The 26,870-nt window shown below is 71.3% G+C and carries 23 protein-coding genes and 1 pseudogene; 6 read left to right on the top strand and 18 right to left on the bottom strand.

Annotated features, from left to right (window positions below):
• Positions 1-46 precede the first annotated feature (46 nt).
• The 5 genes from ACX114_RS11710 to ACX114_RS11690 all read right to left on the bottom strand — a co-directional run bounded on the left by ACX114_RS11710 (position 47) and on the right by ACX114_RS11690 (position 5,433).
• Positions 47-181, bottom strand: a complete 135-nt coding sequence (locus tag ACX114_RS11710; RefSeq protein ID WP_459297609.1) for a hypothetical protein — start codon at positions 179-181, stop codon at positions 47-49.
• Entirely contained in the window at positions 181-1,050 is an 870-nt protein-coding gene (locus tag ACX114_RS11705) for a tetratricopeptide repeat protein (RefSeq protein WP_459297607.1), read from the bottom strand. The genes ACX114_RS11710 and ACX114_RS11705 overlap by 1 nt, the downstream gene beginning before the upstream one ends.
• Before the next feature lie 75 nt (positions 1,051-1,125).
• Entirely contained in the window at positions 1,126-2,361 is a 1,236-nt protein-coding gene (locus tag ACX114_RS11700) for a CheR family methyltransferase (RefSeq protein ID WP_459297605.1), read from the bottom strand.
• A gap of 6 nt (positions 2,362-2,367) precedes the next feature.
• The gene (gene cheB / locus ACX114_RS11695) at positions 2,368-3,426 is read right to left on the bottom strand and encodes a chemotaxis-specific protein-glutamate methyltransferase CheB (protein ID WP_459297603.1); all 1,059 of its coding nucleotides are present in this window, start codon (positions 3,424-3,426) and stop codon (positions 2,368-2,370) included.
• A gap of 81 nt (positions 3,427-3,507) precedes the next feature.
• On the bottom strand, positions 3,508-5,433 hold the full coding sequence (locus ACX114_RS11690; protein WP_459300132.1) for a hybrid sensor histidine kinase/response regulator: 1,926 nt from the start codon (positions 5,431-5,433) through the stop codon (positions 3,508-3,510).
• Positions 5,434-6,478: 1,045 nt separating this feature from the next.
• On the opposite strand from ACX114_RS11690, the gene ACX114_RS11685 reads away from it, so the two are divergent.
• The gene (locus tag ACX114_RS11685) at positions 6,479-6,616 is read left to right on the top strand and encodes a hypothetical protein (protein ID WP_459300425.1); all 138 of its coding nucleotides are present in this window, start codon (positions 6,479-6,481) and stop codon (positions 6,614-6,616) included.
• A gap of 47 nt (positions 6,617-6,663) precedes the next feature.
• Here ACX114_RS11685 and ACX114_RS11680 read toward each other — a convergent pair.
• From ACX114_RS11680 to ACX114_RS11655, 6 genes and pseudogenes are all read right to left on the bottom strand, one after another.
• A pseudogene (locus ACX114_RS11680) lies at positions 6,664-6,849 on the bottom strand (Hpt domain-containing protein); the annotation flags it as partial.
• A complete protein-coding gene (locus ACX114_RS11675; protein ID WP_459297601.1) occupies positions 6,846-8,606 on the bottom strand; it encodes a methyl-accepting chemotaxis protein in 1,761 nt (586 codons plus the stop codon). The pseudogene ACX114_RS11680 and the gene ACX114_RS11675, both read right to left, overlap by 4 nt.
• Positions 8,607-8,660: 54 nt before the next feature.
• The gene (locus ACX114_RS11670) at positions 8,661-10,514 is read right to left on the bottom strand and encodes a methyl-accepting chemotaxis protein (protein WP_459297599.1); all 1,854 of its coding nucleotides are present in this window, start codon (positions 10,512-10,514) and stop codon (positions 8,661-8,663) included.
• Positions 10,511-10,879, bottom strand: coding sequence for a protein CrdC (locus ACX114_RS11665; RefSeq protein ID WP_459297597.1), 369 nt, complete (start codon positions 10,877-10,879; stop codon positions 10,511-10,513). Before ACX114_RS11665 ends, ACX114_RS11670 begins: the two co-directional genes overlap by 4 nt.
• A 4-nt stretch (positions 10,880-10,883) precedes the next feature.
• A complete protein-coding gene (locus tag ACX114_RS11660) occupies positions 10,884-11,318 on the bottom strand; it encodes a chemotaxis protein CheW (RefSeq protein WP_014395176.1) in 435 nt (144 codons plus the stop codon).
• A gap of 23 nt (positions 11,319-11,341) precedes the next feature.
• Entirely contained in the window at positions 11,342-12,091 is a 750-nt protein-coding gene (locus ACX114_RS11655; RefSeq protein ID WP_459300130.1) for an OmpA family protein, read from the bottom strand.
• Positions 12,092-12,267: 176 nt separating this feature from the next.
• On the opposite strand from ACX114_RS11655, the gene ACX114_RS11650 reads away from it, so the two are divergent.
• The gene (locus ACX114_RS11650; RefSeq protein ID WP_459297595.1) at positions 12,268-13,740 is read left to right on the top strand and encodes a sigma-54-dependent transcriptional regulator; all 1,473 of its coding nucleotides are present in this window, start codon (positions 12,268-12,270) and stop codon (positions 13,738-13,740) included.
• A gap of 11 nt (positions 13,741-13,751) precedes the next feature.
• Here the strand turns inward: ACX114_RS11650 and ACX114_RS11645 are convergent, their stop codons facing one another.
• Positions 13,752-14,483 (bottom strand): hypothetical protein, encoded by a 732-nt coding sequence (locus tag ACX114_RS11645; protein WP_459297593.1) that lies wholly within the window; start codon positions 14,481-14,483, stop codon positions 13,752-13,754.
• Positions 14,484-14,864: 381 nt separating this feature from the next.
• Between ACX114_RS11645 and ACX114_RS11640 the strand changes: the two genes are divergently transcribed.
• The 3 genes from ACX114_RS11640 (at position 14,865) to ACX114_RS11630 (ending at position 17,416) form a co-directional block, all read left to right on the top strand.
• Positions 14,865-15,437: a hypothetical protein gene (locus ACX114_RS11640; RefSeq protein WP_459297591.1), complete on the top strand. Its 573-nt coding sequence runs from the start codon at positions 14,865-14,867 to the stop codon at positions 15,435-15,437.
• The gene (locus ACX114_RS11635; protein ID WP_459297589.1) at positions 15,424-15,807 is read left to right on the top strand and encodes a GIY-YIG nuclease family protein; all 384 of its coding nucleotides are present in this window, start codon (positions 15,424-15,426) and stop codon (positions 15,805-15,807) included. Before ACX114_RS11640 ends, ACX114_RS11635 begins: the two co-directional genes overlap by 14 nt.
• Before the next feature lie 91 nt (positions 15,808-15,898).
• Positions 15,899-17,416, top strand: a complete 1,518-nt coding sequence (locus ACX114_RS11630) for an Hsp70 family protein (protein ID WP_459297587.1) — start codon at positions 15,899-15,901, stop codon at positions 17,414-17,416.
• On the opposite strand, the gene ACX114_RS11625 is transcribed toward ACX114_RS11630, so the two are convergent.
• Both ACX114_RS11625 and ACX114_RS11620 read right to left on the bottom strand, forming a co-directional pair.
• Positions 17,413-20,154 (bottom strand): response regulator, encoded by a 2,742-nt coding sequence (locus ACX114_RS11625; protein ID WP_459297585.1) that lies wholly within the window; start codon positions 20,152-20,154, stop codon positions 17,413-17,415. The two genes, ACX114_RS11630 and ACX114_RS11625, sit on opposite strands and share 4 nt — an antisense overlap.
• A gap of 117 nt (positions 20,155-20,271) precedes the next feature.
• Positions 20,272-21,471 carry a hypothetical protein gene (locus tag ACX114_RS11620; protein WP_459297583.1) on the bottom strand — a complete coding sequence of 400 codons (1,200 nt, stop codon included), beginning with the start codon at positions 21,469-21,471 and terminating at the stop codon, positions 20,272-20,274.
• Positions 21,472-21,673: 202 nt separating this feature from the next.
• Here ACX114_RS11620 and ACX114_RS11615 point away from each other — a divergent pair, with 202 nt between their 5' ends.
• Positions 21,674-22,072 (top strand): response regulator, encoded by a 399-nt coding sequence (locus ACX114_RS11615; RefSeq protein WP_459297581.1) that lies wholly within the window; start codon positions 21,674-21,676, stop codon positions 22,070-22,072.
• A gap of 4 nt (positions 22,073-22,076) precedes the next feature.
• Here ACX114_RS11615 and ACX114_RS11610 read toward each other — a convergent pair whose 3' ends face one another.
• From ACX114_RS11610 to ACX114_RS11595, 4 genes are all read right to left on the bottom strand, one after another.
• Positions 22,077-22,751 carry an SOS response-associated peptidase gene (locus ACX114_RS11610; RefSeq protein WP_120523335.1) on the bottom strand — a complete coding sequence of 225 codons (675 nt, stop codon included), beginning with the start codon at positions 22,749-22,751 and terminating at the stop codon, positions 22,077-22,079.
• A gap of 56 nt (positions 22,752-22,807) precedes the next feature.
• Complete coding sequence (gene dgt / locus ACX114_RS11605) at positions 22,808-24,250, bottom strand: dGTP triphosphohydrolase (RefSeq protein ID WP_459297579.1); 1,443 nt, start codon at positions 24,248-24,250, stop codon at positions 22,808-22,810.
• Positions 24,251-24,365: 115 nt separating this feature from the next.
• On the bottom strand, positions 24,366-25,037 hold the full coding sequence (locus ACX114_RS11600; RefSeq protein ID WP_459297577.1) for a DUF2378 family protein: 672 nt from the start codon (positions 25,035-25,037) through the stop codon (positions 24,366-24,368).
• Positions 25,038-25,102: 65 nt separating this feature from the next.
• A complete protein-coding gene (locus ACX114_RS11595; RefSeq protein WP_459297575.1) occupies positions 25,103-26,554 on the bottom strand; it encodes a sensor histidine kinase in 1,452 nt (483 codons plus the stop codon).
• Positions 26,555-26,870 lie beyond the last annotated feature (316 nt).

Raw genomic sequence — 26,870 nt, 5'->3', positions numbered from 1 at the left:
TCAGGACCGTCTTTCGTCTGGCCAGACCGCCAGACGGGTTGTGGCGTCAACCACAGGGGGCGACTTCGCCCCCATTGTCTCCGGTGAAGAGCAGCACGAGCTTCTTCGGCGCGGCCCCCGCCACCAGCGGCAGGAGCAAGAGGAGCGCCAGGGCAGCGAGCCGTGGGGCGCGCGGGCGCATCACTTCTTCGCCTTCTTCGGCGCGGGGGCCGGCGCGGGCTTCTTCTCCAGCTCCGCCAGCTTCGTCTTCGCCGTCTTGGCCGCGTCCGACTTGGGGTAGCCCTTCACCAGCTCCTCCAGGGCCAGCTTCGACTCCTCCTTCATCTTCAGCTTCTGGAAGCAGTCGGAGGAGCGCAGGTACGCGTCCGGCGCGGACGGCGTCTTCGCGAAGTCCTGCACCACCTTGCCGTACTCGAAGAGGGCCTCGCGGCACTTGGACTCCGTGAAGTACGTCTCGCCCAGGCCGAAGTGGGCCTCGCCCACGAGCGCGTCCTTGGGCCACTTCTTCACGAACTCGTTGTAGAGCTGGCGCGCGAGCAGCGCGTCGCCGGCCTTGGCCTTCTCCTGCGCGAGCGCGAGGAACTCCTTCTTGTCCGTGGGGCGCTGGAGCTCCTCGGCCTTCTTCTTGGCCTCGGCCTCCTTCACCGCCTCCGTGCCCTGGAGCGCCAGCAGCCGCTGGTTGGTCTCCTCCGTGCTCTTGCCGAGCGCGGCCTCCAGCTCGCCAATCTTGTAGAGGTACGTCTCCACCTGGCCGCGCAGCTGCGCCAGGTCCTCCACCGTCTTCTGGAACTGCACGCCGATGTCCGCGTCCTTGCGGCGCGCGGCGGTGTCCAGGCTCTGCAGGGCCTGCGTCACCTGGGCGATCTTCTCGTCGAGCTTCGGCTGGGTGACGGCGAGCTGGTCGCGCGCCTCCTTCAGCTCCGCGGCCAGCTTGGCGTTGTCCGCGCCCAGCCGGTCCACCTTGGCTTCCAGGGCACGGCCGCGGTCGGCGGGGTAGAAACAGCCGGGAACGGCGGCGGTCAACAGGGCGAAGAGCACGAGCCTGCGCATGGGCCGCGTATCCTAGGTCCAAAGTGCCCCGCGCGCCGCTTCTGTTTGCGTCACGCCCGGCCGCCCCCCTGCCCTTCAGCGTGCCCCTTCCGCCTCCAGCCGCTCCACGGCCCGGGCGCAGGCCACCCGGAGCCGGGGCAGGTTGAGGAAGAAGGGCACCGGCCGCGCCCGCCCGGACTCCACCGCCCGCAGGGCCCGGCGGTAGGCCTCCAGGGCCGCGCCGGGCTGGCCGCACTGCTCCAAGAGGAGCCCCAGCAGGTAGCGGGCGGCGACGTGGTCCGGATCCAGGTCCAGGCACCGGCGCAGGTCGCGCTCGGACTTCTCGTCCGGGACGCCCGTGGAGACCCCGTCCAGCACGCACGAGAAGAGCCAGTCCGCTTGGGCCATCGCGGCCTCGTCCGGAGCCGGGGAGGCGGGTGCTTCCGGCTTCGGTGTGGTGGGGCCGGTGGCGATGCTCGGGAAGCGGCCGGAGTCCCGCTTCGGCCGGGCGGGCTCCGCGGGCGCGGCGTCCTCGCGCACGTAGAAGAACGCGTGCTCGCTGGGCAACAGCCGCAGCTCCGGGGGTACCTGGAGCAGGGGCTCCGCCGCGGACAGCACCAGCACCCCGCCGGGCGCGAGCCGCTCCCCCAGGTTGCGCACCGTGCGCTGGAAGGCCTCCGGGGTGAAGTAGATGAGGACGTTGCGGCAGAAGATGATGTCGAACCCGCCGCCCCCGGGGGCCTCCGGATAGGGGGCCTCCATCAGGTTGTGGCGCCGGAACTCGGCCTGCGCGCGCAGCGAGTCCACCAGCACGTGGCGCCGGCCCTTCGGCTCGAAGTAGCGCGAGCGCGCGGCCTCCGGCACGCGCCGGAGCGCATCCGACAGGAAGCTCAGCTCGCGCGCCCGGGTGAGCACCTGCTCGGAGATGTCCGTGCCCAGCACGCGGCTTGCGGGGTCCGCTCCCTCCTGCGCCATCAGGAGGAGCAGCGTGGCGACCTCCTCGCCCGCCGCGCAGCCCGCGCTCCACACGCGCAGCGGCAACCTGGAGCGCTGCACCCGGGGCGACAGCACGTGCTCGCGGAAGGCGGACAGCTGCACCTCGTCCCGGAACACCTCCGACGTGTGCACCGCCACCGCGTCCACCAGCCGCGCCAGGTCCGCCGCGCCCGCCGGAGTGCGCAGGTGCGCCACCAGCCGCACCGCGTTCTGGCCGTGTCCCAGCGCCTCCAGCCGCGCGTCCAACCGCCGCTGCTGGACCCCGCTCAGCGCCATGCCCGTGTGCGCCTGAAGCCAGGCGTGGACGGGAGCCCAGCGCTCGGAGGAGGACGTCATGCGAGGTCAGCGGCTCGCGGCCAGCGACTCTCCGCGCGCCAGTCGCGCCAGGGTGGCCGCGACGTCATCGCCGTGGATGAGGTGGTCCACCGCCTTGCGCTCCACCGCCGCGCCCGGCATGCCGAACACCACGCAGGACTCCTCGTTCTGCGCCAGCGCCAGGCCACCGGCCTGCTTGATGGCCAAAAGCCCGTCCGCCCCGTCCGCGCCCATGCCGGTGAGCACCACGCCCACCGCGCGCCGGGCGTAGACCTTGGCCACGCTCTCCAGGAGCACGGTGCCGCTGGGCATGTGCCCGTCGCGCTCCACGCCGGGCTTGAGCGCCACGCGGCCTCGCACGGGCACCACCATGTGCTGATCCGGCGGCGCCACCAGCACCAGCCCGGGCTGGAGCGTGTCGCCGTCCACCGCCAGGCGGACCTTCAGCTTGCTCGCGTTGGCGAGCCAGCTGGCCAGCGACTCCGAGAAGGCGGCGTTGATGTGCTGGACGATGACGATGGGCGCCGGGAAGTCCGCCGGCAGCTCCGACAGCATCCGGTAGAGCACCTGCGGGCCGCCCGTGCTGGCGGCCACCGCGACGATGCCCATGGAGGCCGCGGGCAGGACCGGGGCGGGCGTGTGCGGCGTCCCCGGCGCGCCGCGCTTCTGGCCGCGCACGTGGCGGATGACGCGCACGGAGGAGATGAGCTTCACCTCCTTGGTGAGGTTCCACGCCTCAGGCCCCGCGTCGATGGCGGGCTTGATTTGAAGCGCCAGCGCGCCCAGCTCCAGCGCGCGGTACGTCAGCGCGGGGGCCTGCGAGCGCGGATCGCCCGTCAGCACCAGGATGGGCGTGGGGCACTCGGCCATGATGTGCTCCACGGCCGTGAGCCCGTCCATCACGGGCATGTCCACGTCCATGGTGATGACGTGGGGGCGCAGCTCCTTCGTGAGGGCAACGGCCTCCTGGCCGTTCGCGGCGGTGCCAACGACCTGGATGTCCGGGTCGTCGCTCAACGCCGCGCTGATGAGCTGACGGCAGATGACCGAGTCATCCACCACCAGCACCGTCACTTTCTTGCCCATGTCCGTTCAATACCCCGTACGCGCCGCGGGAGTATAGCAATGCGATGGGCCCCGGGCGCTCTCCCCAAGTCTCCGGGGACTTCAGGCCAGGAGCCGCCCCACGACGTCCACCAGGTCCTGGCGGACGAGGTCGCCCTTGGTGATGTAGCCGTCCGCCCCGGCCGCCAACCCACGCGCCCGGTCCGCCTCCCCTCCCCGGGTGGTGAGGATGACGACGGGCAGCCCGCGGCGGGCCGGGTCCGTCTTCAGGCGCCGGGTGAGCTCCACGCCGTCCATCTCCGGCATCTCCAGGTCGGTGACGACCAGCTCCACCGGGGGGCCCTCCTGCTCCAGCTGCTCCAGCGCCGAGGGGCCGTCCGGCGCCCGGAGGGTGTCGTACCCCACCGCCTCCAGCAGGTTGGCCACCAGCTCCCGGGTGAGGGGCGAGTCGTCCACCACCAGGATGCGGCGGCGGCGGGGCGCGGGGGCGCGCACGGGGGGCCGGGCGAGCTTCAGGGGCGCGACGCCATGCACGCCCGCCGCCAGCGCGGCCGCGGACAGCACCATGGCCAGCCGCCCGTCCGCGAGCGACGTGGCCCCGGTGAGGTGCGTGTAGCGCGCGAGGATGCCCTTCAGGGGGAGGATGGCCTGGACGCGCTCCTCCAGGACGCGGTCCACCGCCAGTGCGGCCTCCATGCCCTGACCCTTCACCACCAGCACCAGCTCGCCCTCCCGGGCGGGGCGCTCGGTGGCGTGCCCCAGGAGCGACGCCAGCGAGGCGAAGGGCAGCACGCGGCCCTCCATCCGGAGGGTGGGACGACCGGCGACCTCTCCCACCTCGGAGGCGTCCACCTTGAGGGCGCGGGAGACGTGGACCGCGCTCAGGGCGAGCGTCTCATCGAAGACCTGGACGAAGAGCAGGGGCGCCACGGTGAGGGACACCGGGACGCGCAGGGTGAAGATGGTGCCCCAGCCGGGCGCGGACTCCACGCCCACGTCGCCGCCCAGGGCCTGGAGGGAGGTACGCACGGCATCCAGCCCCACGCCCCGACCCGACAGGTCGGTGACCACGTCGCGCGAGGTGAAGCCGGGCAGGAAGACGAGCTCGCGCGCGGCGGCGTCGGACAGGGCGTTGGCGGCGGGCTCGTCCAGCACGCCCCGGCGCACGGCCACGCGGCGCAGGAGCGCGGGATCCATGCCCGCGCCGTCGTCCTCCACGCGCAGGATGATGCGGCTGCCCTCGCGGGCGGCGCGCAGGGTGAGGCAGCCCCGGGGGTGCTTGCCGGAGGCGACGCGGTCCACGCGCGTCTCCAGGCCGTGGTCCAGCGCGTTGCGGACCAGGTGCATGAGCGGTTCGCGCAGGGCCTCCACGACGGAGCGGTCCGCGCGGGTGTCCTCGCCGTCCACGACGAGTTCCACCTCCTTGCCCAGCTCCCGCGCGAGGTCGCGGACCATGCGGGGGTAGGGTTCGAAGAGGACGGAGAGGGGCAGCATGCGCAGGCCCTGGATCTCCTCCGACACCTGATCCAGGTCGCGCAGCTCCGCGTTGGCGAGCAGCTTGGCCTCGCGGTGCAGGGTGGCGGCCAGTTCCTTGGCGCGGCCCAGGCGTTCCGCGAGCGCGACACCCGCGGGGCCCAGGTCCTCCGCGGCGCGGGCCAGCTCGCTCAATTCGCGCACGAGCTCCAGGCGGCGCGCGGTGGCCAGCTCGCGGCGGCGGGCCACCTGGCCCAGGTTGGTGACCGCGCTGGTGAGCATGTCCAGGCTGGCCACGCCGATGCGCACGGCCGTGTCCATGCGGACGTCGCCGGTGCGCACCGTGCCCGTCGCGTGCTTCGTCGTGGAGGGCACGCGCGAGCGGGCGGTGTCGACCATCCGCGTGCCGGGAGACGCGGCGGGAGTCGAGGGCGTGCCCGGCGCGGGGCCCACGAGGTGCGAACTCCCAGGGCTGCCGGCGGCTCCGCCCAGATGAGTCCCCGCGCTTCCGGAAGCGGGCGCCACGAGGTGTGCACTCCCCGGGCCTCCCGTCATCGGGGCTACGAGGTGCGAACCTCCCGGGACTCCCGTCGCCGGGGCCATGAACTGAGAGCCTCCCAGGCTTCCCGTCATCGGGGCCACGAGGTGCGAGCCTCCCGGAACTCCTGTCACCGGAGCCACGAACTGAGGGCCTCCTGGGATCCCCGTCACCGGGGCCACGAAGTGCGAACCTCCCGGGACTCCTGTCACCGGAGCCACGAACTGAGGGCCGCCTGGGCTCCCCGTCATCGGGGCCACGAGGTGCGAACCTCCCGGGACTCCCGTCGCCGGGGCCACGAACTGAGAGCCTCCTGGGCTCCCCGTCACCGGGGCCACGAGGTGCGAATGGCCCGAGCCTCCCGGATGGAGCCCGTGCGAGCCGGGCGCGGCTCCCGCGGTCTGACCAGGAGCTGGACTCCCGTACATTGAGCCTGGTGCCACTCCGTAACCGGGATGGGCTGGGTGAGAGCCCGGCGCGGCTCCCGCGGTTTGGCCAGGAGTAGGACTCCCATGCGGTGCGCCCGGTGCCGCGCCATAGCCAGGATGGGCTGCGTGAGTGCCCGGCGCGGATCCTGCGCTGTAGCCAGGAGCTGGACTCGCGTGCATTGCGCCCGGTGCAGCTCCGTAGCCAGGATGGACTGTGTGAGAGCCCTGCGCGGCTCCCACGGTTTGGGCAGGCCCCGGGCTTCCATGCGGTGCGCCCGGTGCAGCTCCGTGAGATGGCGGGACAGCGTGAGAGCCCGGCGTTGATCCAGCGGCATGCCCTGGATGAGCACTCCCGAGCGCGCTACCCGATGCGCCACCCGCGGTAGGCGTCTCCCCTTGCGTTCCCGTTGGACTCCCGGACGGCTCTGTCCGGAGGGCTGTCGTGAGGAACTGAGAGGCGGCGGCTCCCGGCGATGCACCTCCCGCCGGCGCGTCCGGGCGTGACGTGGGCGCTCCCCAGTGCGCGGGGACCACCACGGCCGAGGAGGGCTCCCGGCGGTCCGTCACGATGAGGTGCGATGCGCTTTCTGCCTTCGCGGCCCGGCCGCCCTCCACCGGACGCGCGGACTCCGCGATGACCCGCTGCTGCAGCGTCGCCACCAGCGTCTCCACCGCCAGCAGCGGCTCTCCCGCCTGGAGCGCGCCCGACAGCGCGAGCACCGTGTCCGCCGTGGCGAGCAGCGCGTCGGTGGACTCCGACGACAGCCGGTAGCGCTGCGGCTCCGCGCACCGGACCAACTCCTCCATCTCGTGCGCGAGCGTGTTGATCTCGCTGAAGCCCATCATCCGGGCCTCGCCCTTGAGCCCGTGCAGCTCGCGCAGCACCCGCTGCCCGGCCTCCAGGTTGCCCCCGGACTCCAGCTCCATCAGGGAGCGGTTGATGCGCTCCAGACGGACCGTGACCAGGTCGCGGAACTGCTTGAGGAGCCGTTCGCTGGGGTTCACCCGCCGCCCCCCTTGCGCAGGGTCGCCTGGTGGATCTGGAAGCGCTCCACCACGCCACGCAGGTCCTGCGCCAGCCCCAACAGGTCCCCATTCGCCGCGCCCACCTGCTTCGTCGCGTTGAGGCTCTGCTGGGTGATGCGGAGGATGTCCGCCATCGTCTCCGCGAGCTGATCCGTGCCCGCCTGCTGCTGCTGCGTGGACCGGGAGATGATCCGCACCGCGTCCGACGTCCGCCCCGCCAGGTCGACAATCTGGCGAAGCGACTCGGACACCTGCTCCGCCAGCCCCGTCCCCGTCTCCACCGCGCGCACACCGCCGCTCGTCACCGTCACCGCGGCGGCGGAGGCCTCGCGCACCTCCTCGATGAGCCCCTCGATCTCCTTCGTGGACTCCAGCACGTTCTCCGCGAGCCGGCGCATCTCCGCCGCCACCAGCGAGAAGCCCCGCCCCACCTCGCCCGCCTTGGTGCCCTCCAGCTCCGCGTTGAGCGCCAGCAGGTCCGACTTGTCCGCGACGCCGTTGATGAACTCGACGATCTTCCCGATCTGCTGCACGCGCTTGTCCAGCCGCCCCACCGCCGAGCCGATGGCCTGGTTGTCCTGCCGCATGCGCGACATGGCCCCCAGGAAGGACTCCGCGCTGCGCTGGCCCCCCTGCGCCGCTGCCAGCGTGCGCTGGGCGATCTCCGCCACCGAGCTCGCGTTCTCCGCGATCTGCTTCGCCGAGCGCGCCAGCTCCTCCGTGGTGGCGCTCGTCTCATCCAGGCTGCTGGCCTGCTCCGCGGCGCCCGCCTCGTAGCGCCCGGAGGTGCTGAGGATCTCCTCCGTGGTGGCCGAAATCTGCGAGCCCGCGCGCTGCAGCTCCGCGAGCACGTCCGCCAGGTGCGTACGCATCGTGGTGAAGGCCGCGGACACCGCCCACACCTCGTCCTCCGCGGGCACCAGCCGGGGGCTGGCCAGGTCCCCCGCGGCGATGCGGCGCGCCTCGCCGGACAGCTCCCGCATGGGCCGACCCAGCAGGGTGCCGCCCAGGTACGCCGTGGCCAGGGCCAGGCCGAACACCACCGCGCACAGGAGCGCGCTGGACGTGAACGCGTCCAGCAGCACGCCCTGCGCGGCCGGGCTGCTCTCCTGGACCAGCCGGTGGAAGAGCCGGTCCGTCAGCGCCGTGACGACCTGCGCGCACATCACCGCGGGCGTCAGCACGCAGATGGCGGTGAAGGCCACCAGCCGCGCGCCGATGCGCGAGCGCCGGGGCAGCGCGGCGATGACCTGCGCGTGTGTCAGCCCCTGCTCCGCCACCCACAGCACGCCGCGCCGAGCCCTCAAAGTGACGAGCCCGTACACGAGCAGCGACGTGAGCGGGCCGAACAGCGCCCCCAGCCCCGCGACCCGCAGGGTGACCTTCCACGGCAGGTGGATGACCGACCAGAGCGCCATCGCCACCACGCCCGTGGTCAGTACCCACAGCCCCAACGAGCGGAAGAACGCCTCGCCCGGCGCGCGCGCCACCTCGCCCACAGCCTTCGCCAGATGCTCCGGCGTGGGTGGCAGCGCTCCGCGCTCCAGGGCCCGCAGCCGGGGGAAGCGGCGCAGGGATACGCCCACCCCCAGGAGCATGTGCAGCGCGCTCACGCCCACCACCAGGGCGACGAGCGTTCCCAGCTCCTTCCGGGGCAGCTCATCGCCCACCACGAGCGACGCGAAGTGCAGCCCCAGCGTGGAGCCCACCAGGTTCGCCAGCGGCACGGGGAACATCAGCTGCTGGCTGAAGGCGGCCGCCGGGAATCCGAGCGCGAGGAGCGGTCCATGTCACACGCCTCCCGTCGCGCCAGGCGTTCCGGAAGCGCCGCCAGAAGCTCCGGCCGACTCGCCGCCGGCCGGCTCGACGTGGAAGCGCTGCACCACGTGCTGAAGGTCCGCCGCCAGGGCGGACAGGTCCGCGTTGGCCGCCACCATCTGCTTGGTGGCCGCGGCGTTCTGCTCGGTGACGCGCAGGATGTCCCCCATGGCCGCCGCGAGCTGATCCGTGCCCGTCTGCTGCTGCAGCGTCGCCAGCGAGATGCTGCGCACCGCGTGCGACGTCTGCCGCGCCAGCTCCAGGATGAGCCCCAGGCTGTCGTCCACCTGCGCCGCCAGGAGCGTGCCCAGCTCCGTCGTCTTCAGGCCCGCCTCCGTGGCCATCACCGCGCCGTTGGTCGCGTCGCGGATCTCCCCGATGAGGCCCTCAATCTCCTTCGTGGAGCGGATGACGTTCTCCGCGAGCCGGCGCATCTCCGCCGCCACCAGCGAGAAGCCCCGCCCCACCTCGCCCGCCTTGGTGCCCTCCAGCTCCGCGTTGAGCGCCAAGAGGTCCGACTTGTCGGCGATCTCGTTGATGAACTCCACCACCTTGCCAATCTGCTGCACGCGCTTGTTGAGGCGCACCACCGCCTCCGCGATGGCCTCGTTGTCCTCTTTCATGCGCTGCATGGCGCCGAGGAAGGCGGTGGCCCCGCGCTGGCCGGACTGCGCCGCGCCGAAGGTCGTCTCCGCGATGGCGGACACGGACTCCGCGTTGTCGGCGATCTGCTGCGCGGACCGGGCCAGCTCCTCCGTGGTGGCGCTGGTGGCGTTGAGCGCCCCGGCCTGCTCGTCCGCGCCCACCTCCTGCTCCGTGCTGGTGGCCACCAGCTGCTCGGTGGTGGAGGAGATTTGGATGCCCGCCCGCTTGAGCTGCGACAGGGCCTGCACCAGTTGCACCTGCATCTGGGTGAAGGCCGCGGAGGTGGCCCACACCTCGTCCTCGGCGTGGATGACGCGCGGGGGCCTCACCTCGCCGCGCGCGATGCGCGTCGCGTCCTCGGTGATGGCGCGCAGGGGCTCCGACAGCGCCGTGCCCGCGAGCGCCGCGGTGCCCAGGATGAGCAGCGTGACGAGCCCCGCGATGAGCCCCAGGGGCGGCCCGTCTCCGTCGCGCACCCGCGCCATCACCTCCTTGCGCGCCTCCGGCGTGGTGGCCTGCGTCCACGCGTCCACCACCGTCACCGTGCGCGTGAAGGCCACGTCCAGGATGAAGAGCGACGGGCTCAGCACCGCGATGGCGGTGAAGACCACCAGCCGGCGGCGGATGTGCATGCGCCGGGGCGGCAGCGCGGCCAGCACCTCCAGCGGCGCCGGCCCCAGCGACACCAGCCGGTCCAGCGTGGCCCGCGCGCGGCGCACCACCATCAGGTACGTGAGCATCGCGCTCAGGGGGCCGATGGACATCCCCAGCGCCATCACCCGCACGCCCTCCGTCCACGGCACGTCCGCCAGGGTCGGGAAGGCCAGGGCCACCGTCAGCGTGCCGCCCAGCCAGCCCTGCATCACGAACCAGAAGCTGCGGCCGGGGATGGCCGCCACCTCCTGGACCGCCACCAGCAGGTGCTCGGACGTGGCGGGCAGCCGGCCCTCGCCCAGCGCGAAGAGCGTACGCAGGGCCCGCGTGTCTCGCGCGTACCCCACGCTGATGAACAGCACGAGCGCGCCGAACATCAGCCACGTCAGCGGCGTGCGCCCGGCCTCCGGCAGCGTGTGCGACAGGTGGATGTGGAGGAACGCGATGCCCACGCCCAGGCAGCTGCCCGGGATGCGGGGCCGCGTCGTCCAGCGCCCCAGGGCGCGAAGCTCCGGCGGAGCAATCATGCGCCCTCCCCGTCCAGCCCGCGCAGGTAGCGTTGGAAGGCGTCCAGGCTGAGCAGCGGCCAGAGCACGCCGCGCGTGAGCACGAAGCCTCGCAGGCTGCCGCCGGAGGCCCCCGCCACCACCGGCGAGGGCGGCAGCACGGACAGCACCTCCGAGTCGATCTCCAGCCCGTCCACGCCCACCGTGCCTCCGGTGGCCGTCACCAGCACGCGCTGGGCGCCCCCGGTCCCCAGGAAGGCCCGGTGCGCGGACACGGTGCCCGCGTCTGGCGCGGCGATGGAGGCCACCTCGCCCGCCTCGAAGGCGATGCGGTGCGGCCCCACGTGGCACAGGAGCGTCCCCTCGACCCGGCCCGCGGGAAGCATGGGGCTAGCCGCCCTGGCTGAGGTGGTCGAAGAGGCCTTCCGGGTCGATGACGGCCACGTCGCGCGAGCCGCTCTTCACGGGGCCGCGCAGGTGGACGTGCACGCCCGAGGGGCCCAGGGGCTCCAGCGGTCCCATCAGCGCGGACACACCGGCGACGCTGCTGGCCGTGAGGGCCAGGGTTCCCCGGGCCAGGCGCACCAGGACGGCGCGGCGGGACCCGGCGGAAACCCCGCCCACCAGCAGGCTCATGTCCACGACGGGGATGACTTCACCCCGGTGCGCGAACACGCCCAGCAGGTGGGGCGGGGAACCCGGTACCCGCGTCAGCTCGGGGAAGGTGACAACCTCCGCCGCGGCTTCCGCGGGCACCGCGTACCAACTGCTTCCACACGCGAAGACGAGGTAGGACTGGCGTGTTTCCGACTCTAGGGCGGCCATGCGCGCCAGAGCCTACCCCAGAACTAGCGCTGGAACTCCACGCGGCGGTTCTCCGCCCAGCCTTCCTCGGTGGCCGCGCTGGACACCGGGCGGGTCTCACCATAGCCCACCGTGGACAGCCGGTTGGACGGCACGCCCAGGTCGACCAGGTAGCGCTTCACGGCCGCGGCGCGGCGGTTGGACAGCTGGAGGTTGTACTCCTCCGTGCCGCGCTCGTCCGCGTGGCCGCCCAGGGTGATCTTGCCCTGGCTGGCCTTGATGCAGGCCGCCAGCTCGCCCAGGCGCGACTGCGCGCTGGAGTCCAGGGTGGACTCGTTGAAGCCGAAGGGCACCGGCGAGTAGTCGCACTTGGAGCTGGCGTCGGCCGTCACGCACTTGCCGGACTGGCACTCCTGGCCCTCACCGCAGTCGGTGTTGGCGGAGCAGGTGTCCTTGGGGGCCTGGCAGCGGCCGGCCTGGCACTTGCCACCGTTGCACGCGGAGTCGTCCTTGCACTGGGCCTCGGCGCACTTGCCGGCCTCGCAGATTCGGCCGGTGCCACAGGCCGTGTCCGTGGTGCACTCAGGGGGCTTGGGCGCGCACTTGTTCGCCTGGCACGTGAAGCCCTCGCGGCAGTTCGCGTCCGTCGCGCACTCCTGGCACTGGCCCTGGACGCAGACCTCGCCCTTCTCCTGGCACTGCTCGTCGTTGTTGCACTTGGGGTAGGTGGGCGGGCACCCGGTCATCACGGCCACGGCGAGGGCCAACCCGGCCCAAAGCGAAATCCGACGCATCATTCCTCCGACAGCAACCACGGGAAAAGAGAGGCCCACAGGGGGTGGGCCGAGCTGTCCGCGTGTAGTCGGACCCACCGGGGAGAGTCAAAAGATTTGTCTTTTCCCTGCCCCTCCGGGCAGCACGAGACCCTTGATGCCCCGATTATTTCCATGAGAGTGTGAACGGTTTGCCCATGCCCGCTGCGGTCCTCATTGTTGATGACGAAAAGAACATCCTCCTCACCCTGAGCCAGTCGTTGCAGCTGGCCGGCTACCGCACGGAGCTGGCCAGCAGCGGTCAGGTGGCGCTGGACGTGGTGAGCGCGCGGCCGGTGGATGCCGTCCTGATGGACGTGAAGATGCCGGACATGGACGGCCTCACGGTGCTGGCGCGGCTCACGGAGCTCAAGCCGGACCTGCCCGTCATCATGATGTCCGGCCACGGCACCATCGACACGGCGGTGAAGGCGACGCAGCTGGGGGCGCGCGACTTCCTGGAGAAGCCGCTGGCGCGCGACCGGCTGCTGGTGGCGCTGCGCAACGCGCTCAAGCACCAGGCGGCGATGGAGGAGTTGCAGGAGCTGCGCGCGCAGTTGGGCCGCTTCGACATGGTGGGCGGCGGGCCCGCCATGCAGCGCATCTTCTCCCTCATCCAGCGAACAGCGCCCAGCGAGGGGCGCGTGCTCATCACCGGTGAGAACGGCACCGGCAAGGAGCTCATCGCGCGGGCGCTGCACCAGAACTCCAAGCGCAAGGGCGGGCCGTTCGTGAAGCTCAACTGCGCCGCGGTGCCGCACGACCTCATCGAGAGCGAGCTGTTCGGCCACGAGAAGGGCGCCTTCACCGGCGCGGTGAGCGTGCGGCGCGGCAAGTTCGAGCTGGCGCACGAGGGCACCCTCTTCCTGGATGAAATCGGCGACATGCCGGCCGCCATGCAGTCGAAGCTCCTGCGCGTGCTCCAGGAGGGTGAGCTGGAGCGCGTGGGCGGCGCGGAGACGCTCAAGGTGGACGTGCGCGTCATCGCCGCGACGAACAAGAATCTGGAGAAGGAGATCGCCGCGGGACGCTTCCGCGAGGACCTCTACTACCGGATCAACGTCGTGCAGATTCACTCGCCGCCGCTGCGCGAGCGCCGCGAGGACCTGCCGGACCTCATCGACACGTTCCTGCGCGAGGCGTGCGCGAAGAACGGGCGGCGGCCTCTGGCGCTGTCGCCGGACGCGCTCGCGGTGATGAGCGCGTACGACTATCCGGGCAACGTGCGCGAGCTGCGCAACCTGGTGGAGCGCCTGGCCATCCTCTGCGAGGGGCCGGTCGTCTCGCGCACGGACGCGCTGGAACTGCTGCCCCGGGGCCGTCCCCTGCCCCCCATGCCCGAGCCCACCGCGGGTGGAGATGCGCCCCCCGTCGCGGCCGTCACGCAGGCCGCGCCCGCCTCCGGGCCCAGCTCCGAGCCCGTTTCGGCGAACCCGGGCGGTTGGAGGCCTCGCGTGGACCAGACCTTCCGCGAGCAGGTGGAGGACGCGGAGCGGGAGATCATCCAGCGGGTGCTCGCCCACACGCATGACAACGTGACGGAGGCGGCGCGGATCCTCGACCTGGAGCGGGGGCACTTCTACAAGAAGATGAAGGCCCTGGGCCTGCGCCGCGGACAGTCCGAGTCGTAGGTTCCTGCGCCCTACTCCTCGCTGAATTCATCCGGGCCGTGCTTCTGGGCCACGACGGTGATGGCATCCGTGCCGTACCCCCCCTGGGTGCCGTAACGCCCCTGGAACGAGGCCCTGGGTGCACCGTCGGTGTAGCGATCCATGACCGGGTACTGGTCGCGAGCGCCGGTCGCATTCGACGTCCCCGCGGTCTGCTCAGCGGTGATGGTGTGCCTGCCATCCCGGGCAACCACCGGCGCGAAGTGGTAGGGAGACTGGGCCTCTACCTTGGAGAGTTTGCCCTGCCGGATGATGCCGAAGGCCTCTCCCGGTTCAGGCTTTGCGTGGACGCCCAGTTGATCCGGCGCTGTCTCCGCGGCCTTCCTTGAAGCATTGATGTTTCTCCGGTCCGTCGCGCCCAGGACGCGCCCCGTCACCTTCTCCTTGCTGGAGAGGCTGTACGTCTTGTCCGTGGGCAGGGCCAACTCCCGCTGGTGCATGAACTCCTCTGCGTTGTGCATGCAGTCATCCACGCCTTTGGGAAACTCAAAACGCTCGAAGGTGTCCTTGCCCCGAGTGTAGAGGGTGGGACTGGGTGGCATCTCCCCGAAGCGATGGAACTTGGGCTCCTCGACCTTCGTGTTGACGAAGAGCGAAGCGCTCTTGGGTTCAGTTCTCGGATGGGTCCCCTCCTTGAAGATGCCGTACTTCTTCGTCTCGGTCAGCACCGCCGAACCCGACAGGGGCTTCGTCGGACGAGGCAATGAGGGACGCAGACTCATGGACTTTGGCATGACAAGGCCTCACTTCAAGAGAAGGGGGATGTCTTGGGTATCCGCCTCAGCGGGTGCAAGCACTCGCGAAGTCCCAAGGACTGACTGTTATTGAAGGATGGGGGAGCCGGCGCGTGCTGCGTCCAACAGACAGGGAGTCCGTAGGTGCGAAGGAGGGCCCGAGGGGTCGCACGCCTCCTGAACCGTTTGACGACCGTGGGACGCGTCTGGTCTATTCGTTGCACGGGTGCCGAGGGGTGCCCGCCGCCCGGAAAGACGACGTCACCCTCGCATCACCCGCTGTCGCCAGACTCCTGATGAAGTCCTTCCACGGTCCCCCAACGGGTGAGGGCCAGCACCGGAGGATTCGTCATGGGAACCGGCAGCACCCTCCCCGTCACGCTTCATGAGTACAAGGTCCGCGCGTCCCTGCTCCTCAAGGACCTGGACTCGTCCGACACCGCCCGCGCCACGCGCGCCGCGGAGCGGATGCGCGCCCTGCCCTTCTTCGCGTCCCTGTCCCTGGGCGAGGTGCTCGCGCGCCGGGACGCCGTGCAGCACAAGCACGGGCTCGCCGTCGTCGCGCGGGAAGCCGGGCACACCACCTGGACGGAGCTGAAGCAGGCCCTGGAGGGCGGCGCGCGGACGCTGGACACGCGCGCCTTCTTCCAGAAGGGTCAGAGCCCGTTCCTCAACCGGTGGTTCTCCACCTACGAGGAGGCCGCGCGCTCGCTGGATGAACAGGGCGGCTTCCTCTTCCCCTTCCGCGAGCAGTGCTTCATCTGCGAGGCCGACTTCCTCCAGGCGCTGGGCATCGACGCGCGCGACGCGGACTGGGCGCGCATGGGCCGCGACTGGGTGCGCCCGCGCGACCCCGCCGCGAAGGAGCGGCTGGAGGCGAAGCTCGTCTCGCAGGGCTTCGGAGGTCACCATGTCGCCCGGTGATGACTCGCGCGCGGCCCGCTCGGAACGCAAGCGCGCCTACAAGGAAGCGGAGGTGCCCATGGGCATCTACGCCATCCGCTGCCACGCCAACGGCAAGCTGTTCGTGGGCCACGCCCTCAACCTGACCGCGATGTTCAACCGCATCCGGTTCGAGTTCGCCCAGCGCATGCACCGCGTCCCCGAGCTGCAGGCGGACTGGGAGCGCCACGGCGAAGCGGCCTTCTCCTTCGAGGTGCTGGACAGGCTCAAGCCCCGCGAGGAGCCCGGCGGCCCTCCGCCCGTGGAGGAGCTGAAGGTGCTGGAGGAGATGTGGCTGGAGCGGCTGAAGCCCTACGGCGACGCCGGCTACAACACGCCACCCAGGACCTGACACACGGTGGGTTCAACCGACCTCCGCGCACAGGCGAACCGTCGTGCCGGGTGCCCCGGCGCGGCGGGACGTGCGAGGATGGCGGCCCCACATGAGCACGAGCGCCGCCCCCATCCTCGGCATTGACTTCGGGACCACCAACACCGCGGCGGCCTTCTTCGACAAGGCGAACAAGCTGCGCGTGGTGCCCATCGCGGACAAGAGCCTCACCCTGCCCTCCATCGCGTGGTTCCACGCGGGCGACAAGGCCATCGTCGGCCCGGCGGCGCGGCGGCAGATCATCGACGACCCGCGCCACACCATCTTCGGCGCCAAGCGCTTTTTGGGCCGCCGCTTCCAGTCCGAATACGTGGCCCGCCACCGCAACCGCTTCGCCTTCGAATTGGTGGAGGGCCCGGACGGCTACACCGCCGTGGAGGTGTACGGGAAGGTGACGCCGCTCATCGACGTGGCGCACTTCATCCTCAAGCACCTCAACACGCTGGCCACGCACGCGGCCGGGACCCCGTTCAAGGAGTGCGTGCTCACCGTGCCCGCGCACGCCACCATCCGCCAGCGCGAGGCCATCCGCCGCGCCGCGGAGAAGGCGGGCCTGCGCGTGCGCGCCATCGTCAACGAGCCCACCGCCGCGGCGCTCTACTACGCCAACCTGCGCAACCCCGAGCAGACGGTGATGGTGTTCGACCTGGGCGGCGGCACCTTCGACGTCACCCTCATGTCCGTGCAGAACCGCGTGGTGAAGGTGCTGGCCACCGGCGGCGACGCGTTCCTCGGCGGCGCCAACTTCGACGAAGCCATCGTGGAAGCGCTGGTGGATGACTTCCAGAAGGAGCACGGCATCGACCTGCGCGGCAACAAGGTCGTGATGCAGCGCCTGGTCTTCGCCGCCGAGTCCGCGAAGATGGCGCTCTCCAGCGGCGCGTCCGTGCCCATCCGCATCCCCTGCATCACGCAGAAGGACGGCGCCTTCGTGGACTTCAACGTCACGCTCACCCGCGAGCGGATGGAGGCCATGGTGTTCCAGCTCATCGAGCGCACCGCCGCCGCGTGCGACGACGTGCTGGAGAAAGCGGGCCTGAAGCCGGACGCCATCGACGAGCTGGTGATGGTGGGCGGCCAGACGCGCATGCCCGCCATCCGCAAGCGCCTGGCCCACTTCAAGAAGCTGTCGTCGGACAAGGAAGTGCACCCGGAATTGGGCGTGGCCGTGGGCGCGGCCATCCTGGGGCGCAACCTGGCGCGCGGCATCAGCGGCCTGTCGGACGTGGTGCCCATGCCCATTGGCGCCATGGTGCCCGGCGGCGGCCAGCACGAGGTGCTCCCCGCCAACACGCCCGTGCCCGGCACGCGCACCGTGGACCTGGAGCTGCCGCCCTGGCCGGGCCCCGTGCCGGTGGCGCTCTTCGAGGCGCTGGACCGCACCACCGTGGAGCGCGAGCTCTTGGGCACCGTGCGCATCGAGCCGGACTGGCGCGTGGCCCACCCGGGCCCCACCACGCTGGAGCTGCGCATGGGGCCGGACTTCGCCCTCACCGCGAGCCTCGTCGGGAAGGACGGTCAGCGGCAGCCGCTCACCATCAGTGACCCGAACGCGCCCCAACGGGCCTAGCAGGCGTCAGGCCGAGGCCCGGGCACCACGGTGCCCTTGAGCTGCTCCAGGAGCCGGCGGCTCTCCTCCAGCGCCTCCTGGCAGTGGGCGACGAGCGGCTCCATCCCGTCCATCACCCGGGCGTCCGCGCGCTGCTCGATGTCCCAGCACAGCGACTCCAGCATGGCCGCGCCGAAGTAGGCCGCGTTGGACTTGAGCGTGTGGGCGGCGCGCGCCAGGTTCTCCAGTTCGCCGCGCGCGAGCGCCCCCCGCGCGTCCTCCATCAGCCGGGGCATGCTCTCCAGCGCGGTGTCCACGAGCTCCGGGAGCATCCGCTCCACCTGCCCGTCCAGCGACTGCCACAGCCGATCCAACGCGCCCGACTCCAGGCCCCGGATGCGCGGGGCGCCCATGCGCGGGGCCTCCGAGGCACGGACGACGGGGGCGGCCCCGGGCTCGCGCGCCAGGCGCTCCCAGGCGCGGCGCAGCGCGGAGATGAGCTCCTCCACGCGGATGGGCTTGCTGAGGAAGTCGTCCATGCCCGCGTCCAGGCACTCGCGGCGGTCCGCCGTCATCGCATTGGCCGTCATGGCGATGACCCACGGCTGGTCGCTGAGGGGCATGTCCTTGCGCAGCTGGCGCGTCGTCTCCAGGCCGTCCAGCTCCGGCATCTGCACGTCCATCAGCACGACGTCGTAGCGCTTGCGCGCCAGGAGGTTCAGCCCCTCGCGGCCGTTGTTCGCGGTGTCCGCCGGGTAGCCCAGCCGCTCCAGCACCAGCAGCGCCAGCTTCTGGTTGGTGGGGTTGTCCTCCACCAGCAGGATGCGCAGCGGCATCTGCTCGCCGGGGCGCGTATTGAACACGGAGCGCTCGCGCGTGGCGGGCGCGGGCGTGACGGGCATGGGCCGGGCGGAGATGAGGTCCTGGGCCAGGCACGTCATCAGCGCGTCATGCAGCTGCGACGCCTTCACCGGCCGGGGCAGCACCGCCGTGAAGAGGCCGGGCGGCTGCGCGTCGCGCTGGTCGAACGAGGTGAGCAGCAACAGGGGCAGCTCGCGCGCGTCGCGCTGCTGGCGGATGTGCGCCGCCAGCGTGGGGCCGTCCATCAGCGGCATGCGGTGGTCCAGGATGGCCAGGTCGAAGCGGGCCCCGGACTCCAGCTTGGACAGCGCCTCCGCGCCGGAGCCCACCTCCACGATGGCCATGCCCCACGCGGCCAGCTGGCGGCCCAGCAGCTTGCGGTTGATGGCGTTGTCGTCCACCACCAGCACGCGCCGGCCATGCAGCTTCAGCGCGTCCGGGCGCAGGGCCTCCGCGCCGCGCGGGGCCTCGCGCGCCTGGAAGGTGAAGTGGAAGGTGGCGCCCTTGCCCGGCACGCCCTCGCTCTCCATCCACAGCCGCCCGCCCATCGCCTCCACCAGCCGCTTGCTGATGGCCAGGCCCAGGCCGGTGCCGCCGTAGCGGCGCGACACGGACTCATCCAACTGGTTGAAGGGCTGGAAGAGGCCCGCGCGCGCGGCCTCGCTGATGCCCAGGCCGGTGTCCTGCACGGAGAAGTGCAGCTCGAAGAGGCCGCCCGGCGCGAGCGGCTGGCGCGGCGTGTCCACGGAGATGGACACCCCGCCGCGCTCGGTGAACTTCACCGCGTTACCCACCAGGTTGAGCAGCACCTGCCGCAGGCGCGCGCCGTCGCCCACCACGCTCACGGGCGTCTCGTCCGTGACGTGGTAGCCCAGGTCCAGGGACTTCTCGCTCGCGCGCATGGCGAGCAGGTCCAACACGGACTCCACGCACTGGCGCAGGTTGAAGGGCTGCTGCTCCAGCTCGACCCGGCCGGCTTCGATCTTGGAGAAGTCCAGCATGTCGTTGAGCAGCCCCAACAGCGCGTCCCCGCTCTGGCGGATGGTGGACGCGAAGTCGCGCTGCTCGGGCGTGAGCGCCGTGTCCATCAAGAGCCCCGCCATGCCGATGATGGCGTTCATCGGCGTGCGGATCTCATGGCTCACGGTGGCCAGGAACAGGCTCTTGGCCTGGTTGGCGTCCTCGGCGGCCTGGCGCGCCCGCTGGAGGTCGGTGACGTCGTGGTAGATGGCGATGAAGCCCATCGACTGGCCAGCCACCGTCACCGGCAGCGCGCGCAGCTCCACGTCCACGACGGTGCCGTCCTTGCGCACGCGGCGGGTGACGACGTGCACGCGGTCCTTGCGCAGCACCTCGCGCGACGTCTCCTCGGCCTCCGGGCGGATTTCGTCCGCGTTGGCCACGAGCTTGAGGATGTTGCGGCCCAGCGCCTCCTGCGGCGTGTACCCGAAGAGCCGCTCCGCGGCGGGGTTCCAGGACAGCACCTCGAAGGCGCGGCTGATGGTGATGATGGCCACCGGGCTGTGGCGCACCACCGCCTCGAAGAACTCCTTCTGCTGCCGGAGGATGGACTCGGCCGCCTGGGCCGCGTCCAGGCCCCGGAGCAGCAGCAGCCAGCCGCCGTCCTGCTGCGGCACCGCCTGCACCCGCACGGAGCGCACCGGGCCCACCGGGACGTCCGTCTCCAGGGGGCCGGCGTCCGGGGAAGTGACCTGGGGGGGCGTCCAACCCGGCAGCACGCCCTCCACGGACTGTCCCACCCACAGGTCGCGAGGGCCCAGCAGCGCCTCCGCAGCGCGGTTCACGGCCACGACCCGCAGGGTCGGGTCCAGGACGAGCACGCCGTCTCGCGTGTGCTCGAACAAGGCCGGATACGCGCTGGGTGGCAGTTCGGGCAAACTTCCCCCTCCGTTCAAGAACTGTAGGTCAGTCGAGGCGCCAGTTCCATGTCATCCACGGAAAACCGTGGAGGTGGGCAGGCGCAGGCCGTTTCCCGGCGGTCCCGGGACGGCGATTCAGGGGGTTGGAAGGCCTGCCTGGCCTTGGAGGGGGGCGGGATGTTTCGTTCGGTTTTCATGCAACGGGGTGAGGTCTCCCAGGGTGCTGGCGAGGACACCCCGGGCAAGGTGTGAGCGGACCTGGCGGCCGGGGGCCCAGGGGATCCATGCCACGGACGAGGCCAGGGAGGACATGCCGGATGCAGGGTCCTCCACCGTCACACCTCGGGTGCGCACCTCGTGCGCTGCGGGCGTGGGGCAGCCGGCGTCCTTCAGGGCCCGGTCGAGCGCGGCGGTGGCCACCTCCACGGAGGGGGACCCGAGGGGCTCCAGCAGCCGCGCATGGAAGGCGGTCTCCGTCAGGGCGATGCACCGGTTCGCCTCCGTCGCGCAGCCGCGAGCCCTTTGGGCCACGTCCGGGGGCGCGGCGAGCCCCGCGAACTGGGGCGCCGTCTGGAGCAGGGCGTTCATCCGGGCCGTCTGCTCGGCGGACATGGGCGTCCAGTCCGCCGGGGGCGAGGGCATGGCGTCGTGCGCGAGCCGCTCGATGTCGAGCAGGTTGACGGCGAGCGAGCCGCCCACGAGCGAGTCCGTCCGCAGGCTCAGCCACGCCAGGTGGCGCACCTGCTGCGCGGCCTCCACCGGGTGGCCGGTCCTCAGGCCATGGAGCATGCGGAACTTCGCCCAACGCTGGAGGAGGAAGAGGTCGGGGACGTCCCCGGAGGCCCAGTTGAAGCGGCCCTCGGCGCTCAGGGGGCTGCCGTTGAACAGGTCCCAGCGGTCATAGGCCAGCAGCCGGACCATCCAGTCGAAGTCCAGGCGGGACACGTCGATGTTCGCGGTGAGCCACCGGCCCTGTTTCAGGTCCAGGGCCTCCTCGCGCAGCGACTCGGGGAGGAGGAGCGGCGAGCCTTCCGGAGGGGGGCGCTTCAGGTCGCGCGACCAGGGCAGCCACGCGTTGAGCAGCAGGCCCGCGTCCCCTTCCGTCCGGCCTTCGTGGAACCAGGGGTCGTCGCCCAGCGCGGCCTCCTCGGCGCAGTAGGCGTCCACGTTCGCGGCCAGCGCCTCGCCGTGGAGGCGCAGCGGCGTCTCGAACTTCCGCTGGTACCAGGCCTCCGCGCCCAGGAGGCCGCAGCCGGCCAGGACGGCGAGCCCCGCCAGGGATGCCACGGCGATGCGCCGGTGCTTGTTCGGCGCGGCCCTGTCGGAGGACGTCATGGCGCGAATCCTAGGGGGCTTTTCCCCGAGTACCCAGGAAGTGTCACAGGGCCGTCGCGCCACTGTTTCAGGGCAGACGGCCAGCCGGCCCCCTGCCCCACTGGCCGTGGGAGGAACCGCCCGCCCGGAATCAAAGGATGGCCCTGGGCAGTGCGGCGTTCGGTCGACCTAGCTTTCCTTTGACCACACGGAAGAGAGAGCCGTGCCCGACGAGACGACCCCGCCCTTGATCCTCCTCATCGATGACGAGCCGGAGCTGGAAGTGATGGCCCGGTACCTCGAACTCGAAGGCTACTCCGTGCTGACGGCGACCAATGGTGAGGAGGGGCTCTTGGCGCTGGCGTCCTGCCGCAAGCCCTGCATCGTCCTGCTGGATTTGATGATGCCGGTGATGGACGGCTACGGCTTCCTGCGGCGGCTGCACGACGACGCGACGCTGTGCGGACTGCCCGTCTTCGTGCTCACCGCCAGCTTCCAGACGGAGCGGATGGCCGGCGTCGTCGGGACCCTGAGAAAGCCCCTACACATGGAACTGCTGAAGGAGGCTGTCGCCCCGTACTGCCCGCCTCCGGGGGAATCGGGCAGCTCCACGGCGGGATAGCGCCTCAGGCGGCGATGCGGGCCACGCACTCCGGACTGTCGTTGGCGGGAGAGTTCACCCCGCGTGCCACCTCGTAGACGTCCAGCGGCGCCTCCGGCGCGGGGACGAGCAGCGGCAGCAGGACGGATGCCTCCTGCGGCTCCGGGCGAAGCCACACGGACTGGCCCTCCGGCGACAGGATGACGGGCATCCGGTCGTGGATGGGCGCCATCAGCGCGTTGGGCCCCGTGGTGATGATGGTGCAGGTGCGCAGCACCTCGCCCGTGTCCGGCGCGGTCCATTCCTCCCAGAGCCCCGCCAGGGCCAGTGGCTTCCCGTCGCGGTGGTGGAAGAAGTACGGCGTCTTGGGCTTGGTGGACTGCTTCCACTCGTACCAGCCGTCCACCACCACCAGGCACCGCCTGCGCTTCAACGCCGAGCGGAAGCTGGGCTTCTCCGCCACCGTCTCACCGCGCGCGTTGATCAGCTTGTTGCCAATGGACGCGTCCTTCGCCCAGGACGGGATGAGCCCCCAGCGGAACACGTCCAACAGCCGCGCGCCGTCATTGGGCACCACGGGCAAGAGCTGCGTGGGACAGAGGTTGAAGCGCTCGCGCTCCAGCGTCGCGCGCGCGCCCGCGAGCTCCAGCTCGGCGACGAGCTGCGCGGGAGAGGTCCGGACGGTGACTCGGCCACACATGGGGGTGAAGCGTAGCGCCCGGCGGCCGGCGCCGCACGTTCCCCGCGCCAAGTGGCCTACGTGGGAAGCTGGATGCCAGACAGGCGCTGGTACAGCTCCACCGCGCGGCTGTCCGACAGGCCGGTGATGTAGTCCGTCACGCACAACAGCCGCTGGTACGGCGTGAGCCGCTGGATGACCTCGTCCCGCCGCGGAGGCCGCGGCGCCGCCTCATCCGCCGCCGCGAACTCCGGACGCTGGAAGCACTCCATGGGCAGGAGCTGCCGCAGCTTCTTCTCCTCCGCGTTGGGGGACTCCGCCACCACCGACAGGGCGAACATGTCCAGCAGGCCGCCCAGCGTCTTGAAGCCCGCGCTCTCAATCTGGAGCACGCGCTCGCTCCAGTAGCCGTGCTCGCGGGTGAAGTCGGTGATCTCCTCCAGATGCGCGCGCACGTCGGGCTTGAGCTCGGTGAGCGACGTCTCCATCCGTCCCGTCTCCAGCGCGTGCGCGTGCTCCACGAAGGCCTCCACGCACTTGGGGATGAGCTTCCCGATGACCCGCGCCCGCGCCTGCGCCATCCGCGTCTCCAGGTGCCGGGGCGGCTTGCGGACCGTGGGCTCCGGCAGCACCGACTCCAGCAACTGACACGCGCGCTCCAGGGGCACGAGCCCCAGCTTCGCGGAGTCCTCCAGGTCGATGACCGCGTAGCAGATGTCGTCCGCCGCCTCGACGAGGAAGGCCAGCGGGTGGCGGCTGAACACGCCGGGCTCGCGCTCGCGCAGGCCCGTGGCGCGGAACGCCTCCAGCGCCAGGTCGACGTCGTCCTGGAAGTAACCGAACTTCCGCTCCGACACGACGCCCTCCGACTTCCGCCGCGAGCCGGGCAGCACCGACGGGCGCGGGTACTTGCTCATGGCCCCCAGCGTCGCGGCGGTGTAGCGCAGTCCGCCCCGGCGCTCGCGCGACTGGAGCCGGTTGAGGATGCGGAAGCCCTGCGCGTTGCCCTCGAAGTCGCGCAGGTCGCGCCACTCGGCCTCCGTCGCGAAGGGGCTCTTCGTCCCCTCCCCTGGCGGCGAGAGCCGCTGTCCCACCCAGTGCTGGATGGCCGCCTCTCCGGAGTGGCCGAACGGCGGGTTGCCGATGTCGTGCGCCAGGCACGCCGCCGCCACGATGGTGCCCAGGTGGGACGGCTCAAGTTCCACGCCCTGCGCCTTCAACCCCAGCCCGGCCTGATGGCCCAGCGAGCGGCCCACGCAGGACGCCTCGATGCTGTGCGTGAGGCGCGTGCGCGTGTAGTCGCTCGTCGACAGCGGGAACACCTGCGTCTTGTCGTGCAGACAGCGGAACTCGCTGGAGAAGACGATGCGGTCGTAGTCGCGCGAGTAGTCATTGCGCTCATCGAGCTGCCGGTGCGCGGCGTCCTCGTCCTGCGCGGAGCGCGGCTCCGACCCGACGCGGCTGTCCGACAGGAGCCGCCGCCAGCGCTCCGTCCGTTCCTGACTGTCACTGCGGCTCACGCGGTGAAGACCTCCCGGTGAGAGGAGACCGCCGCCGCACCGGGGGCGCAAGTCCCGCGTCATCCCGGAGCGTGACGCCTTGGGGGACCGGGCCCCAACTCCCGGTCCCCGCGCCCTACTGGAACATCCGCCAGCGGGACGGCCTGGGGGGTTCCGAGGGCAGCACGACAGGCACCTCCCAGGTGATGTGGTACTCGGTGTCCAGCAGGCCCAGCTTGCGCCCCTGGACCCGGGCGTTCCGGGCCCCCACCATGGTGAGCACCTCGCGCAAGACCCCCTCGTGATAGGCCGGCGGCATGAAGTCGCGCCGCATGGTGAACAGCGCGTCCCCCTCTCCCTTCCAGTCGACGGTGCGCTCCCCGTAGCTCACCGCCATCTGGTAGCCGGACGGCAGGTTCGTCACGAGCTTGCGTGGGTCACCCGCGGCGAGGAGCAGGAACGTGCGCCCCACCGCGGACTCCAGGAAGCTGCGCGTGGCCTGCATCCCCATCTGCCGCAGCGCCTCGTCGAACCCGCCCCACCGGGGTGACAACTGCCGCGCCGCCACCTGCGCCAGCTTGAGGAAGCTGGCCACCGGGTAGTTGAAGAAGCCCACGAAGCGGCGCTCGTCGGTGACGGCGCGGCAGGCGGCCACCGCGTCCTCGCCCACGCCGGTGCGCACCGTCTCCAGGACCCCCAGGAAGAACATCCCCCGGGCGGTGTCCAGCTCCGTCGCCGCCATGCGCCGCACCGCCCAGTCCGCATCCACCGCACCCGCCTCCGGGTACGGCTTCGCCTGTGCCTGCATGCCTGCCTCCGTTATCGCGTGAGCCCACGCCCCACGTGCGAGTCGCCAACGTGCCGCTGCTCTCTTCAGGGATGCGCCGCGGCGGCCGGCGCGCATGCCTCAGCGAAGAGACGCTCTGGGAAGAGGACGGTGAAGCGCGAGCCGTGGCCGAAGTCGCTCTCCGCCTGGATGCGCGCGCCATGTCCCTGCACCAGCCGCTTCACGATGGCGAGCCCCAGCCCCGTGCCGCGCAGCTTGGTGGTGAACATGGGCTCGAAGATGCGCTCCAGGAGCGACGCGGGGATGCCCGGCCCGTCGTCCGTCACGCGCAGGCTCCAGCCCCCGTCCCCCAACGCGTCGGCGTGCACGCAGACCGTCCCGGAGCGCTCCGACGGAATGGCCTCCACCGCGTTCTGGATGAGGTTGACCAGCACCTGGCGGAACTGCTCGCGGTCCAGGTGCGGCACCGGCAGCCCGTCCGGCACCTGGTTGTCCACGCGCACGCCGTCGCGGCACGGCACCACGCTGATGGCTTCCTCCACCAGCGGCTTGAGCGGACACGGCGTGCGGCGCGGAGGCCGGCCCTTCGCGTAGTCCAGCAGGTCGGAGATGATGACCGAGCACGCCTGCAGCTCCCGGTCGATGATGTCCAGGAAGCGCGCGATGCGTGGATCCGACGGCAGGGTCTCCACCTTGCGCAGCCGGCGCAGGACGAACGCATGCGCGGTGCGCGCGGCCGCCAGCGGGTTGCGCAGCTCGTGGCTGACGCTGGCGGTGAGCTGCCCCAGCGACGCCAGCCGCTCCATCTGCTCCACGTGCCCGCGGACGGCGTGCACCTCGCGCACGGCGGCGTCCAGTTGCCCTGCTCGCAGCGCCAGCTCCTCCTCGATGGAGGCCTCCGCCAGGGCCTGGCGCCCGGCCCGTTCCCGCAGCTCGCGCAGCGCGTCCCGGCAGGCGACGACCAGCACCACGTCGATGGCGGCCACCCAGAAGGCATGCTCCAGGAAGCGCCACCACTCCGGGTGCAGCTGGCCATAGACGGACTCCGGCCACAGCGCCCCCCGCATGCAGTGGTCCACGACGATGGCCAGGCTGGCGGTGAAGAGCACCTTCGGGTCGCGGTAGAACGACAGCACCGCCAGCGAGCCGAAGATGTGGAAGTGCGTCTCGATGCGGCCCCCCGTCAGGTGGATGAGCAGCGCGGACCAGAGCATCTGGCTCACCGCCACCACGTGCCGCGTCGCCGTCTCGCCCGCGTGCAGCCGCGTGAGCATCACCGGGAACACGCTCAGCGCCGCGCCCAGCAGCACCGCCGTCTGCACGTGCAGGTGCAGCGCGCGCACCTTGCCCTCCCACCCATAGGGAGACACGAACACCGCCACCAGCACCGCCGCCGCCCACTGCCCCAACATCAGCCAGGTGAACAGGCCATCCACCCGCTTGCGCGACTCACGCAACTGCAACGCCAGCAGCGCCGCCGCCCGGCTCTCCAGCCCAGCGGAGACATCCACCGGGGCATGAATGGAAAAGGCTGACATGAACGGAGTCATCTCTTCACCCGACCGGACTGGTGGCGAAAGCGACTAATCCTGCAAAATAGGAACTACACGGAACTCTTCAGGCCAACCATGCTGCCTGGGGGCACCCGGAGTGCCCGTGCCTGAACACTGCCGATCCCCACCCATGTCGACATTGCGGGATGTCGCCAGGTTGGCGGCATCCCGTGCATTCGCAGCCAACAATGACAAGCAGGCCATCCCCGCGTCCACCGGACTCGCGCAAGTCAGGACCGGAGTACGAGCCCCGCGCTCACGTCTGATCAATGGCGCCCGTCCCCAGGTCTCAAGGGGGCAC

It is taken from the genome of Corallococcus sp. M7 (assembly GCF_054512695.1).
The sequence above is the reverse complement of the archived record's forward strand: the minus strand, read 5'-3'. Positions and strand labels throughout refer to the sequence as shown.

Excerpts from the sequence above, each read along its gene's own strand:
- ACX114_RS11675 (WP_459297601.1), bottom strand. The coding sequence starts at position 8,606 with ATGTTCCCCGTGCCGCTGGCGAACCTGGTGGGCTCCACGCTGGGGCTG.
- ACX114_RS11685 (WP_459300425.1), top strand. The coding sequence starts at position 6,479 with ATGACCCGCTGCTGCAGCGTCGCCACCAGCGTCTCCACCGCCAGCAGC.
- ACX114_RS11670 (WP_459297599.1), bottom strand. The coding sequence starts at position 10,514 with ATGATTGCTCCGCCGGAGCTTCGCGCCCTGGGGCGCTGGACGACGCGG.
- ACX114_RS11635 (WP_459297589.1), top strand. The coding sequence starts at position 15,424 with ATGTCGCCCGGTGATGACTCGCGCGCGGCCCGCTCGGAACGCAAGCGC.
- ACX114_RS11705 (WP_459297607.1), bottom strand. The coding sequence starts at position 1,050 with ATGCGCAGGCTCGTGCTCTTCGCCCTGTTGACCGCCGCCGTTCCCGGC.
- ACX114_RS11655 (WP_459300130.1), bottom strand. The coding sequence starts at position 12,091 with ATGCGTCGGATTTCGCTTTGGGCCGGGTTGGCCCTCGCCGTGGCCGTG.
- ACX114_RS11595 (WP_459297575.1), bottom strand. The coding sequence starts at position 26,554 with ATGTCAGCCTTTTCCATTCATGCCCCGGTGGATGTCTCCGCTGGGCTG.
- ACX114_RS11600 (WP_459297577.1), bottom strand. The coding sequence starts at position 25,037 with ATGCAGGCACAGGCGAAGCCGTACCCGGAGGCGGGTGCGGTGGATGCG.
- ACX114_RS11665 (WP_459297597.1), bottom strand. The coding sequence starts at position 10,879 with ATGCTTCCCGCGGGCCGGGTCGAGGGGACGCTCCTGTGCCACGTGGGG.
- ACX114_RS11710 (WP_459297609.1), bottom strand. The coding sequence starts at position 181 with ATGCGCCCGCGCGCCCCACGGCTCGCTGCCCTGGCGCTCCTCTTGCTC.
- cheB (WP_459297603.1), bottom strand. The coding sequence starts at position 3,426 with ATGGGCAAGAAAGTGACGGTGCTGGTGGTGGATGACTCGGTCATCTGC.
- ACX114_RS11700 (WP_459297605.1), bottom strand. The coding sequence starts at position 2,361 with ATGACGTCCTCCTCCGAGCGCTGGGCTCCCGTCCACGCCTGGCTTCAG.
- ACX114_RS11620 (WP_459297583.1), bottom strand. The coding sequence starts at position 21,471 with ATGACGTCCTCCGACAGGGCCGCGCCGAACAAGCACCGGCGCATCGCC.
- ACX114_RS11630 (WP_459297587.1), top strand. The coding sequence starts at position 15,899 with ATGAGCACGAGCGCCGCCCCCATCCTCGGCATTGACTTCGGGACCACC.
- ACX114_RS11660 (WP_014395176.1), bottom strand. The coding sequence starts at position 11,318 with ATGGCCGCCCTAGAGTCGGAAACACGCCAGTCCTACCTCGTCTTCGCG.
- ACX114_RS11690 (WP_459300132.1), bottom strand. The coding sequence starts at position 5,433 with ATGACGGGAGGCCCGGGGAGTGCACACCTCGTGGCGCCCGCTTCCGGA.
- ACX114_RS11640 (WP_459297591.1), top strand. The coding sequence starts at position 14,865 with ATGGGAACCGGCAGCACCCTCCCCGTCACGCTTCATGAGTACAAGGTC.
- ACX114_RS11610 (WP_120523335.1), bottom strand. The coding sequence starts at position 22,751 with ATGTGTGGCCGAGTCACCGTCCGGACCTCTCCCGCGCAGCTCGTCGCC.
- ACX114_RS11650 (WP_459297595.1), top strand. The coding sequence starts at position 12,268 with ATGCCCGCTGCGGTCCTCATTGTTGATGACGAAAAGAACATCCTCCTC.